General features: G+C 65.9%; 9 protein-coding genes and 1 pseudogene. 8 read left to right on the plus strand and 2 right to left on the minus strand.

Annotation, left to right across the window (positions count from 1 at the left end):
- Positions 1-91 precede the first annotated feature (91 nt).
- Together pepT and P6U28_RS15140 are read left to right on the plus strand one after the other, a co-directional pair.
- Positions 92-1,342, plus strand: coding sequence for a peptidase T (gene pepT / locus P6U28_RS15135; RefSeq protein WP_407122582.1), 1,251 nt, complete (start codon positions 92-94; stop codon positions 1,340-1,342).
- A gap of 426 nt (positions 1,343-1,768) precedes the next feature.
- Positions 1,769-2,794: pseudogene (locus tag P6U28_RS15140) on the plus strand (MFS transporter); the annotation flags it as partial.
- A gap of 86 nt (positions 2,795-2,880) precedes the next feature.
- Here P6U28_RS15140 and P6U28_RS15145 read toward each other — a convergent pair.
- The gene (locus P6U28_RS15145) at positions 2,881-3,771 is read right to left on the minus strand and encodes a hypothetical protein (RefSeq protein WP_122402990.1); all 891 of its coding nucleotides are present in this window, start codon (positions 3,769-3,771) and stop codon (positions 2,881-2,883) included.
- 360 nt (positions 3,772-4,131) lie between these two features.
- Here P6U28_RS15145 and P6U28_RS15150 point away from each other — a divergent pair, with 360 nt between their 5' ends.
- The 6 genes from P6U28_RS15150 (at position 4,132) to P6U28_RS15175 (ending at position 11,325) form a co-directional block, all read left to right on the plus strand.
- The gene (locus P6U28_RS15150) at positions 4,132-4,368 is read left to right on the plus strand and encodes a hypothetical protein (RefSeq protein ID WP_407122584.1); all 237 of its coding nucleotides are present in this window, start codon (positions 4,132-4,134) and stop codon (positions 4,366-4,368) included.
- A 120-nt stretch (positions 4,369-4,488) separates the two neighbouring features.
- Positions 4,489-4,851, plus strand: a complete 363-nt coding sequence (locus tag P6U28_RS15155; RefSeq protein WP_407122585.1) for a hypothetical protein — start codon at positions 4,489-4,491, stop codon at positions 4,849-4,851.
- 55 nt (positions 4,852-4,906) lie between these two features.
- Positions 4,907-6,181, plus strand: coding sequence for a divalent metal ion exporter subunit IhpA (gene ihpA, locus P6U28_RS15160; RefSeq protein ID WP_407122586.1), 1,275 nt, complete (start codon positions 4,907-4,909; stop codon positions 6,179-6,181).
- On the plus strand, positions 6,178-7,155 hold the full coding sequence (ihpB, locus tag P6U28_RS15165) for a divalent metal ion exporter adaptor subunit IhpB (protein ID WP_407122587.1): 978 nt from the start codon (positions 6,178-6,180) through the stop codon (positions 7,153-7,155). Before ihpA ends, ihpB begins: the two co-directional genes overlap by 4 nt.
- Positions 7,148-10,360, plus strand: coding sequence for an efflux RND transporter permease subunit (locus P6U28_RS15170; RefSeq protein WP_407122589.1), 3,213 nt, complete (start codon positions 7,148-7,150; stop codon positions 10,358-10,360). The genes ihpB and P6U28_RS15170 overlap by 8 nt, the downstream gene beginning before the upstream one ends.
- Positions 10,361-10,362: 2 nt before the next feature.
- Complete coding sequence (locus tag P6U28_RS15175; RefSeq protein WP_407122590.1) at positions 10,363-11,325, plus strand: cation diffusion facilitator family transporter; 963 nt, start codon at positions 10,363-10,365, stop codon at positions 11,323-11,325.
- A gap of 147 nt (positions 11,326-11,472) precedes the next feature.
- Here P6U28_RS15175 and P6U28_RS15180 read toward each other — a convergent pair whose 3' ends face one another.
- Positions 11,473-12,333, minus strand: coding sequence for a class I SAM-dependent methyltransferase (locus P6U28_RS15180; protein WP_407123074.1), 861 nt, complete (start codon positions 12,331-12,333; stop codon positions 11,473-11,475).
- Positions 12,334-12,579: the final 246 nt, after the last annotated feature.

Genomic DNA, 12,579 nt, shown 5'->3' on the forward strand with positions numbered 1-12,579 from the left:
GATCTCGTTCTCGCCGCATCATGATCCGCTTTTCTGATATACCGCCTGCTTCCCAAGACCTGCTCCCCAAGACCCGGCGGTTTGACCAGAAATGTCCTCCCTCTCCTTTTCGCATACCGTGACCGAGCGCTTCCTGCGGTACGTCACCATCGATACCCAGTCCGATCCGGAATCCCCCAGCTCGCCCTCGACCGAGAAGCAGAAGAATCTCGGCCGCGTGCTCGCCGCCGAACTGAAGGCGATGGGCGTGGAGGACGCGCATCTCGACGATTTTGGCTATGTCTACGGCACCATCCCGGCCAACACCGAAAAGAAGGTGCCGGTGATCTGCTTCTGCTCGCACATGGACACCTCGCCCGATGTCACCGGCAAGGACGTCAAGCCGCAGGTCGTGAAGAACTATCGCGGCGGCGATATCGTGCTGCCGGGCGACACCAGCCAGGTGATCCGCTTCGCCGAGCACCCCGCGCTGAAGAGCCAGATCGGCAACGACATCATCACCACCGACGGCACCACGCTACTGGGGGCCGACAACAAGGCCGGCGTCGCCGAGATCATGGATGCCGCGCATTTCTTCCTCACCAACCCCGACGTGAAGCACGGCACCATCAAGATCCTGTTCACGCCGGACGAGGAGATCGGCCGCGGCGTCGACAATGTCGACCTGAAGAAGCTGGGCGCCGATTTCGGTTACACCATGGACGGCGAGAGCGCCGGCTGCGTCGAGGACGAGACGTTCTCGGCCGACGGCGCCACCATCACCATCAATGGCGTCAGCGCCCATCCCGGCTATGCCAAGGGCAAGATGGAGCACGCAATCAAGATCGCCGCCGCCATCATCGAGCGCCTGCCGAAGGAAGGCTGCTCGCCGGAGACGACCTCGGGCAAGCAGGGCTTTCTACATCCGATCGGCATCGAGGGCGCGCTGGAGCAGGCGACCCTCTCCTTCATCGTCCGCGACTTCACCGAGGAAGGGCTGAAGGAGAAGGAGGTCCTGCTCGAGACCATCGTCAAGGACGTGATGAAGGACTATCCGCGCTCGACCTACAAGTTCGAGGTGCGCGAGCAGTATCGCAACATGAAGCAGGTGATCGATCGTCACCCGCACGTTCTCGAATACGCCATCGAAGCCATCCGCCGTGCCGGTCTGCGCCCGATGCGCACCGCGATCCGCGGCGGCACCGACGGCTCGCGCCTGTCCTTCATGGGCCTGCCCTGCCCCAACATCTTCGCCGGCGAGCACGCGTTTCATTCGCGGCTCGAATGGGTGAGCCGGCAGGACATGGAAAAGGCCGTGCAGACGATCGTGCATCTGGCCATGATCTGGGAGGAACGGGCCTAGGTCTCATACCGACCAGGCCCGGCCACCGCGCGCGGCCGAGCGAACGATGGCCTCCCACTGCGCCCATCCCGACAACGCGCCGGTGCGGCCGAGCCTAGGAACCGGCCGATGCGCCGGCGGTTACCGCCCGTCCGCCTCGGAATGCCCCGATAGAGCGCCGCTGTGACGCCATGGCCCGACCAGGCGGGGTCGCCGACCTCACCGGAGGAGCACGCGCGTGCAGCACTCGAGCAGACGATGGGCATCCGTGACCTCGCGCAGTTCACGCCGCAGTAAGCGGCGGCTCCCCAGCCCGGCAGGATCAGGGCTATGAAAAAAGTTTCCGCGCACGCCTCGCCCGCTTTCACTTTCGTGCTGACAATGGGCGTGGTCAATCTGTTCGGCGACGTCACTTACGAGGGCGGCGCGAGCATCAATGGTCCCTTCATGGCTTCGCTCGGCGCCAGCGCGGCGGCCGTCAGCATCACAGCCGGTGCGGGTGAGTTTCTCGGCTATTCGCTGCGGCTCGGTGCTGGTTATCTCGCAGACCGCACCGGTCGCTATTGGCTCATCACTTTCGCTGGTTACGTCATCAACCTGTTTGCCGTCCCAGCCATGGCGCTTGCCTGGAATTGGCAGACGGCAGCCGCATTCATTCTAGCTGAGAGAATTGGACGCGCGTTGCGCAAGCCGACGGTCGAGGCGATGCTCTCCTACACGACGGGCGAGCTCGGCAAGGGATGGGTCTACGCCGTCAACACCGCGCTGGACGAGATCGGGGCCACCCTTGGCCCGCTTCTGATCGCCCTGGTCCTGCTCCTGAAAGGAGATTATCGGACCGGTTATGCGCTTCTGCTGATATCCGCCGTATCCGCGCTCCTCGCGCTGGCCGTCGCACGCGTGAATTTCCCATTGCCGTCGCGGCTCGAGCAAGGCCAAACGGCGCCGGCGCGAAGCTTCGCTCGTCCGTACTGGCTGTACATGCTGGCGGGCGCCTTGTTTGCCGCCGGCCTCATGAGCTTCGAGCTGATCTCGTACCATCTGTCAAAATCGAAGATCGCATCCGAGCAGTGGATTCCGGTCTTGCTGGCGGCCTCGACGGCGTTCGGCGTGCTCGCAAGTCTCGCCCTGGGCAGGCTCTACGATCACCTCGGTCTCCCCGTGGTGATCGGCGCGGTGTGCCTCTCCGCCCCGTTCTCACCGCTCGTGTTCCTCGGCGACTTTCAACTGGTGCTCGTCGGCATGCTGTTGTGGGGCGTCGGCTACGCGACGCAAGACACCCTGCTCAAGGCGCTCGTCGCCGAGGTGCTTCCCGAGGGAAAGCGCAACCTGGCGTTCGGCCTGTACTATGCAGGTTATGGGGTTGGGTGGCTGGCCGGAAGCATCGTCACCGGCCTGCTGTACGACCGCTCGATGACGGCGCTGATCGTGTTTTCGATTGCGATGCAGCTATTGGCCTGGCGCGGCGAACGCAAGCGCCACCACCCACCCTGTGATAGCCGGGGAAGTCGGTCGCCTCCACGAACGAGAGCGGCCGACACGATCTTGTGCGAGCGATCCTACGGCACCGGCATCGCGCGCGGATTGCGATGGAAGCGGTTGGCGCTCGCCATCCAGTTCGGCAATGGCTCTCCATCCCGATGCCGTCCACCGGCGACGGCGGCAGCCCATGCCACCGCGGCGCCGACCAGGGTCGCGGCTGCGACCGAGAACGCAACGATGATCGAGTTGCGCCTGGCACGGTTGATGGCCGTCTTTGACTCTGCGATCAGGGTGTCGACCCGCCGTTCGGCGTCAGGTGCCGCAAGGCCCGTCACAGCCGCGACCTGTTGCACGAGGTAGGTCCGGTCGTCCGTGCTGACACCGCTGTGGCTGGACGACGTCATCAGGATCCGTCCCGCTTCCGCGCGCCCTTCCCTCAGATCGGTGTTCGGCGGGCGGCGCGGCGCGCGGAACAGCTTGTCGAGCTCATAGCTCAACAGCGGCTCGGCCGCGGACGTGTTGCTCGCCGAGCTGCGCATCGGCGAACGATCGATCGCAGCAGCGCCAAGAAGAGCCAGCAGAGCTGCGCCCAGGAGCACAGCGAGAGCCCAGGACGTCAGGCCATGCAAGCCGTCGCGCCGCTCGTCATCGTCCTCGATCTTGGCCGGCGCCGGCGCCGGTCGCGTTGTCCGGCCGGCGATATAACCGCCGAAGCCGAAGCTGATGATGGCCTGGATGATCAGATACAGCCCCGAGAGCAGCGCCAGCGCTGCCGAGGCATCGCGCCATGTCGGCGAAGCCGAACTGACGCCAAGGCCGATGGCAACACCAAAGCTCACCAGGATGAACGACATTGCGCCCGCCGCAAGCGCGCCTGCGAACACGGAACTCCACTGTATGGTTCGAGGAGCCTCGCCCGCCATGCCGCCTTCCATGACCTCTTCCCGCATGAGAGTTTCAACCGTCATTGCGGTGCTCTCAGCGCAAGCCGAAGAACGACAGGATCGCCATGATGACGACGATCAAGCCGATCAGATAAATCAGTCCGTCCATTGTCCGTCCTCCTCAGTCTCTCCTGCTCGCTAATCGCGAGGTATGAGGAACGTTCCAAATTGGACGGATCGCCTGGAACGAACGTGGAAGATGCGGGTTATCCGCTCAAGTCCCAAGGATAGAGAATGTGAGCACATGAGGCCTCAGCCGGTTCGTCCGGCTGGGGCCTTTCCGCGTTGCGGCCAGCTTTGCCTGTCCCTGTCCCATGTTAACGACGCAAGGGCCAGGATCATTGATGATGCGACGGGGCGGAACCTCCAGGTCGGGAGAGGCGCGTGGATCGCAGAACGGCATGCCTGCATCAGGCGAATGCATTTCGGGAGAAGGCCCTCGCCGATCCCGAGCACCACGACCAATGGATTGACGAAGCCATCAAATGGCTGGAACAGGCGATGGAAGCGAGCTGTCACGCCGTCATCACCATGGAGGCTGACGACGGCAGCGACGCTCCGGAGCCGGCCCCCACGGTCGGAGCCATGGCCCCGCATCGGCGCGTCATTATCCGCCAGTGATAGGCGCTGGCGACGTATCCACCGGTGCGGCAATTGTTCCAAGGACGTAACAATGTTGCGGGTCGACACTGTTCCCGCGCCCATGCTAGGCCGAGCACAGACCGCAACCAGAGTGACGTCGTGCTCGCAAACCGCCAGCCCTCGGGATCCTGCCGCTCGCGCAACTGGCGCGGGCTGCTGTCCGTGCTGATCGCGGTGGTCTACCTGCTCGCGAGCACGCTGCACGGCTCGCACGACATCGACGTGACCACGCCCGGCGGCGGCTCGGAGATCGCTACGGTCCTTGATGGCCCCCCGGGCCACGGCGACCCTAAGGTCATCGGCAGCCATCACTGCCATGGCTGCTTCTCACTGACGGTGACGCAGCCGGCGCCATTGACTGCATCGGTCACGCTCGCGTCCGCAGCGAGCCCGCAACGTGCACCCAGGCTCGCCGGAATTGTCCTGGATACCGACTCCCCGCCTCCCAAACATACTGCCTGAACGGATTGGTCGGGCGGCCCGCGCCCGTTAGGTTCATCCTTCACAGGTCGGTTTCATGTTTCGCAGGGGAATGGCTGCGCGCCTCGCGTGCGCGGCGGCGTGTCTGATTGCCGAAGTGGCGCTAGCTCCGTCTCACGCCCAGACTTTGACGATGCGCAGCGCGTTGTCGCGCGCGCTGGCGGCGAGCCCGCGGCTGACGGCGGCGGAGCGCGACGTCGGCATCGCCACGGGCCAGCGCATCCAGGCGGGCGCGCTGCTCAATCCGGAACTGTCCTACGAACAGGACGATTCATTCGGCTCCGGCAAATATCGCGGGACGCGATCGGCGGAGACCACGCTGCAGATCAGCCAGGCCTTCGAGCTGTTCGGCAAGCGCGACGCGCGGATTGCAGCCGGGGCGGCTGGGGTCGAGGTCGCGGCGATCCAGCGCAAGGCCGTCAGGCTGGAGGTGCTGTCGGAGACCGCGATCGCCTTCCTCAGCGTGCTCGGCGCACAGCGGCGCATCCAGATCCTCGACGAGCAGATCGCGGCGATCGACCGCCTGACGCCGCTGCTCCGCCGCCGCGTCGAGGCCGGCGCCTCCTCACCGGCCGAGACCGGCCGCGCCGAGGTCGCCTCGGCGCTGGTGAAGGCCGACCGCGAGCGCTTCAAGGCGACGCTGGCGAGTGCCCGGCGCGAGCTCGCGGTGCTGATGGGCGATCCCGCCGCGAAATTCGGCGAAGTCTCCGGCCGGCTCGACACCACGGGCAAGCCGCCGACCTTCCAGTCGGTGGTCGCCGCCATCGATGCCAATCCGCAACTGGTGCGCTGGACCGCCGTTTACGCGCAGCGCAATGCCGAGCTGCTGCTGGCGCGGCTCAAGCCCTATCCAGACGTGCGGATCGCCGCCGGCTGGCGCCATTTCAACGAGACCAATGACGATGCCGTGCGCCTCACTCTCTCGGTGCCGATCCCCGTCTTCGACCAGAACCAGGGCAATATCCTTTCGGCGCAGGAGAGCCTCGCCAAGACGCGCGCCGAGCGCGAGACCAACCGCAACGCGCTGGTCGTGATCGCCGGGCGCGCCTACGACTCGCTGCAGGGCTCACTGCGCGAGCTCGCGGTGCTGCGCGAGATCGCGATCCCGAAGGCCGTCGAAGCGTCCGAGGCGATCTCGCAGGGCTACGGACAGGGCCGCTTCACTCTGCTCGAGGTGCTCGATGCCCAGGCGAGCGTCACCCAGGCGCGGCTGCGCGAGCAGGAGGCGCTGCAGAATTTCCATGCCGGGGTCGCGACCATCGAAGGCCTCGTCGGCAACCCCTTCACGCTGGCGCGGGAGAGCGCACGATGAGGACCTCCTCCACCATTCTCATCGCCATCGTTGCCGCAGCGCTCGGCGCCTACGGCTATTCCCGGCTCGCCCCGGCCAAGCTCGCACACACCGAGCATACCGAGCATTCCGAACAGAAGAAGCCGAACGACCATGTCGAGCAGGACGAGCACGGCGCCGACCGCATCCGCATCTCCGACGTCAAGCTGGCAGCCGCCGGCGTGAGCCTGGCGGAGGCCGCAAGCGCCACACTGACCGACACGCTGTCCTTCAATGGCATCCTGCGCGCCAATCAGGAAACGGTGGTGCAGGTGACGCCGCGCTTTCCGGGCGTCGTCAAATCCATCCTGAAGCGCATCGGCGAGAAGGTCGGCAAGGACGATCTGCTCGCCGCGATCGAGAGCAACCAGAGCCTCACCGTCTACGAGCTCAAGGCGCCGATCGCCGGCACCATCATCGAGCGGCAGATCTCGCTCGGCGAATACGCCTCCGAGCAGAAACCGGCCTTCGTGGTCGCCGATCTCTCGACCATCTGGGTCGATCTGTCGATCTACCGGCAGGACCTCAGGCGCGTCCGCATCAACGACGAGGTGCTGATCGATCCCGACGACGGCCGCGGCGAGATCAAGGGCACCATCTCCTACATGGCGCCGATCGGTTCGAGCGAGACCCAGACCGCGCTAGCGCGGGTGGTGCTGGCCAACGCCGACGGCCGGCTTCGTCCCGGCCTGTTCGTCACGGCGCGGCTGATCCTCGCCGCGCGCAATGTCGCGGTTGCCGTGCGCCGAAGCGCGATCCAGACGCTGGAGAACAAGACCATCGTGTTCGTCCGCGAGGATGGCGACAAGATCGAGGCGCGCCCGGTGGAGCTTGGCGACTCCGATCCGAAATTCGTGGAGATCCGCGCGGGCCTTTCGGCCGGCGAGCGCTACGTCGCCGAGAACAGTTTTGTGGTCAAGGCGGAGATGGGCAAGGGAGACGCCGATCATGATTGACGCCCTCCTCGCCTTCTCGGTCCGCCAGCGCTGGCTCGTGGTCCTGCTCGCCCTCGCGGCCGGTGCCCTTGGCGCCTGGAATTTCACGCGCCTGCCGATCGATGCCGTGCCTGACGTGACCAACGTCCAGGTCCAGATCAACACGCACGCGCCGGGGCTGTCGCCGCTCGAGGCCGAGCAGCGCATCACCTTTCCGCTCGAGACTGCAATGGGCGGCTTGCCCAGGCTCGACTACACCCGCTCGATCTCGCGCTACGGCCTGAGCCAGGTCACCGTCGTGTTCCAGGACGGCACCGACATCTATTTCGCGCGCCAGCTCGTGAACGAGCGCATCCAGCAGGCGAAGGACCAATTGCCTGCAGGCACGGAGGTCGCGATGGGGCCGATCTCGACCGGGCTCGGTGAGATCTACGTCTACTCGGTCGAGGCAAAGGCCGGCGCAAAGTCGCCGGCGGGTGCCGAGTTCACGCCGACGGAGCTGCGCACCATCCAGGACTGGATCATCAAGCCGCAGCTGCGCACCATTCCCGGCGTGATCGAGGTCAACTCGATCGGCGGCTATGAGCGGCAGTTCCATGTGCTGCCGATTCCGGGTCAGCTGATGGGCTACAAGCTCGGCTTCCGCGACATCATGACCGCGCTGGCCGCCAACAATGCCAATGTCGGCGCCGGCTATATCGAGCGCAACGGCGAGCAGTATCTCGTCCGCGCTCCCGGCCAGGTCGCCAATATCGAGGACATCAGGGGCATCGTGATCGGCTCGCGCGGCGGCGTGCCGGTGCGCATCCGCGATGTCGCCGAGGTCAGCGAAGGCAAGGACCTGCGCACCGGTGCTGCGACGGCGAACGGCGGCGAGACGGTGCTCGGCACCGCCATGCTGCTGATCGGCGAGAACAGCCGCACCGTGGCCCAGCGCGTGAAGGCCAGGCTCGCGGAGATCGCCAAATCGCTCCCCGACGGCGTGATCGCGCGCGCCGTCTACGACCGCACGCATCTGGTGGAAGCCACCATCCAGACCGTCGAGAAGAACCTCGGCGAGGGTGCGGCGCTGGTGATCGCGGTGCTGTTCCTGATCCTCGGCAACATCCGCGCCGCGCTGATCACGGCCTGCGTCATCCCCCTCTCCATGCTGTTCACGATCACGGGCATGGTCGAGAGCAAGGTCAGCGCCAATCTGATGAGTCTGGGCGCGATCGATTTCGGCATCATCGTCGACGGCGCGGTCATCATCGTCGAGAACTGCCTGCGGCTGCTTGCCGCCGAGCAGCACCGCCGCGGCCGGCTGCTGACGCTGGACGAACGCCTCCAGACCATCCGCATGGGAAGCGGCGAGGTGATCAAGCCGAGCCTGTTCGGCACGCTCATCATCGCCGTGGTCTATCTTCCGGTCCTCACCCTGTCCGGGACCGAGGGCAAGATGTTCACGCCGATGGCGCTGACCGTGCTGATGGCGCTTGCGGGCGCGGCGCTGCTGTCGGTCACTTTCGTCCCCGCCGCGGTTGCGATTGTCGTCACCGGCAAGGTCGCGGAGACGGAGAACGTCTTCATGCGGGCCGCCAAGCGGCTCTATCTGCCCCTGCTCGACCGCGCGATCCGTTATCGCGGCAGTGTCGCGCTCGGCGCCCTGCTGATCGTCGCCGGCAGCATCATCGTCGCAACGCGCATGGGCGGCGAGTTCATTCCAAGCCTCGATGAAGGCGACATCACCATCGAGACCATCCGGATTCCCGGCACCAGCCTGACCCAGAGTGTCGACATGCAGCTCCGCCTGGAAAAGGCGATCAAGCAGGTGCCGGAGGTCGCGACCATCTTCTCCAAGATCGGCACCGCCGAGATCGCCAACGACCCGATGCCGCCGAATGTCGCCGACACCTATGTCACGCTGAAGCCGCGCGAGGAATGGCCCGACCCGGCCAAGCCGAAGGACGAGGTGGTGGCCGAGCTCGAACGCGCCGCCAACACCTTGCCCGGTAGCGCCTATGGCATGACCCAGCCGATCCAGATGCGCTTCAACGAGCTCATCGCCGGCATCCGCAGCGACGTCGGCGTCAAGATCTTCGGCGACGATCTCGACGTGCTCGCCGGCATCGCCCAGCAGGTCAACGGCGTGGTTCGCGGCATCGAGGGCGCCGCCGACATCAAGACCGAGCAGATCGCCGGCCTGCCGATCCTCACCGTCAAGCTCGACCGCCAGGCGCTGTCGCGCTACGGCCTCAGCCTCAGCGAGGTGCAAAACCTCGTCGAGATCGCGATCGGCGGCAAGCCGGTCGGCAAGCTGTTCGAGGGCGATCGGCGCTTCGACATCGTGGTGCGGCTGCCGGAAAGCCTGCGGGCCGATCCCGATACGATCAAGTCGCTGCCGATCCCGCTGCCGCCAGGCGAGGATATCGCGGCCGTCACGAAAACCGCCTGGCCGGGGGCATCCGGGACGACGCCACGCTACGTGCCGCTCTCCTCCGTTGCGGCAATCGAGATCGCGCCGGGCCCCAACCAGATCAGCCGCGAGAACGGCAAGCGCCGCGTCGTGGTGATGGCCAATGTCCGCGGGCGCGATCTGCGCTCTTTCGTTGCCGAGGCGCAAGCCGCCGTCGCCGAGAAGGTCAAGCTGCCGCCGGGTTACTTCATCGGCTGGGGCGGACAGTTCGAGCAGCTGGTGTCCGCCACCAAACGGCTGACGATCGTGGTGCCGGTGGCGCTGCTTCTGGTGTTCCTGCTGCTGTTCATGGGCATGGGATCGGCGGCGGATGCGGCGCTGGTGTTCTCCGGCGTGCCGCTGGCGCTGACCGGTGGTGTCGCGGCGCTGCTGCTGCGCGACATTCCCCTGTCCATCAGCGCCGGCGTCGGCTTCATCGCGCTATCGGGCGTTGCCGTGCTCAACGGGCTCGTCATCATCGCCTTCATCGAGCGGCTGCGCAGCGAGGGGCGATCCGTCGTGGATGCCGTACGCGAGGGCGCGCTGACGCGGCTGCGTCCGGTGCTGATGACGGCCCTCGTCGCCTCGCTCGGTTTCGTGCCGATGGCGCTCGCCACCGGCGCCGGCGCCGAGGTGCAGCGGCCGCTTGCGACCGTCGTGATCGGCGGCATCATCTCCTCCACGGTGCTCACGCTCTTGGTGCTGCCGGCGCTCTACGTCCTCTTCCGTCGTGACGTGACGCCCGAAGCGCCTACAATGGCGCCTGATTTGACGGCATCCGCGGAGCGCTAGAGGTGGCTGGCCACGATCATCACGGGCATCACCATCATGACCATGCCGGGCATGGCCATGATCGTGGTCACAGCCACGGCCATGTCCATGCCCCCGCCAATTTCGGCAAGGCGTTCGCGATCGGCATCTCGCTCAACACAGCACTGGTCGTGGCCGAAGCGACCTACGGCTATCTCGGCAACTCCACCGCCCTGCTGGCCGACGCCGGCCATAACCTTTCCGACGTGCTCGGCCTGGTGGTGGCCTGGGGCGCCTCGATTGCAGCACGCCGCGCTCCGAGCGGCCGCTTCACTTATGGCCTGCGCGCCTCCACCATCCTCGCGGCGCTTGCCAATGCGGTGTTCCTGCTGGTCGCAACCGGCGCGATCGGCTGGGAGGCGATCCTGCGCCTGCGCCAGCCGGAGCCGGTTGCCGGCGTGACGGTGATGGTGGTCGCCGGCATCGGCATCCTCATCAACGGTTTTAGCGCCATGCTGTTCGCGCGCGGGCGCAAGGACGACATCAACATCGAAGGCGCGTACCTGCACATGGCCGCAGACGCCGCGGTCTCGCTCGGCGTGGTCGTCTCGGCGGCACTGATCGTCTGGACGGGTTGGCTTTGGCTCGATCCCGTCACCAGCCTCGTGATCTGCGCCACCATCCTCTGGAGCACGACGAGCCTCTTGCGCGGCTCGATCGACATGTCCATGGCGGCGGCGCCAAGAGCCATCGACGTGGCGGCAATCAGGGCGTTCCTGCTGGCGCGGCCGGGCGTCTCAGGGATCCACGATCTCCACGTCTGGCCGATCTCGACCACCGAGACGGCGCTGACCTGCCACCTCGTCATGCCCGCCGGCACGGACGACGCATTCCTGATGCAGACGGCGCAACTCCTCAAGTCATCCTTCCGCATCGGCCACACCACGCTTCAGGTCGAGACGCATCCCGACAATGGCTGCGCGCTCGCGCCGGATGATATGGTGTGAGGAACCATCCACGTCGTCATTGCGAGCGCAGCGAAGCAAATCCAGGCTGCCGCCGCGGGAAGATCCAGGATTGCTTCGTCGCCAGCGCAAATTGCTTCGCAATCTTGTCGCGGGCTCCTCGCAATGACGGGTGTGGAGAAAACGGGCCTACGCAGCCCTCGCCGTCACGATCCAGATCGCGCCTTGCAGCACCACGCTTTGCCCCTTCAGGAATGGCGCGAGCGTTTCGCGGATCGAGGCTTTGGCCGCTTCATAGGTCTCGGCCGGATGGCCCTGCAGCGCGCGGCTGGCCGGACCGATCTGCAGCGAGCCGTCGACGGCGGCATCGAGACCGCCGCCGATCGCAATGTCCATCGCGAGATCATGCGGCTCCATTGCCACATCCGCGAAGCCTGCACCCTTCAGGATGCGCGTCACGCGCTCCTCTGACGCAAAGGCGAACGGGCCCGGCTCCTCCGGCCCGACCGGCGGCATCTTCGGCACATGCTTGTAGACCGCCATCAGCGGCGCCATCATCCAGGGATTTTCCTTCGGCTCGCGCCAGCAGACGAAAGCAAGCCGCCCTGTCGGCCTCAGCGCGCGACGCAAATTGATGAAGGACGCAATAGGGTCGGCAAAGAACATTACGCCGAAGCGCGATGCCAGCAGATCGAAGCTCGCCGGCTCGAACGGATGCACCGTCGCATCCGCCAGCACGAACTCGAGCGGCAGGCCCTTTGGCGCAAGAGCCCGCGCCTGCGACAGCATCGGCTCGGACACGTCGAGGCCGAGCGCGAAGCCGTCAGGCGCCACTACCTTCGCGAATGCCACCGTCGTCGCACCGGAGCCGCAGCCGACGTCGATGACACGCTCGCCCGGCTTCGGCTTGGCGCGGTCGATCAGTACATCGGCAATCGGCCCGAGCAGCTTCTCCTGCACCACGTGGCGATCGGCCCAGCGCTGCCCGCTCGGGCCGTTCCAATAGGCGATCTGGTCGGCGTTCTGCTCGTGTCCGCTCGGCTGTTCCATCAGGTCTTTGATCCCTAGCATTGTCGATCCGCCCGTCCCGCAATTACGGGGGATCACCTGGTCGGATCCCCGCCCGGATCGTAGCGCAATTTTCTGCAAGGACCACACAGCCGCTGCTGTCGAGAATTGGCCGCGCTTCCGGCAGGAAGTGCTCGCATTGTGGTCGCATAGCTTTCACCGAATGGCCCCATCAGAAGCAGACGACAACCAGATTTCGTGGATAGCATTTTCAGGTTGCTCACCTTG

Source organism: Bradyrhizobium sp. STM 3561 (genome assembly GCF_045571455.1).
In the GTDB taxonomy this organism is placed as follows: Bacteria; Pseudomonadota; Alphaproteobacteria; order Rhizobiales; family Xanthobacteraceae; genus Bradyrhizobium; species Bradyrhizobium vignae.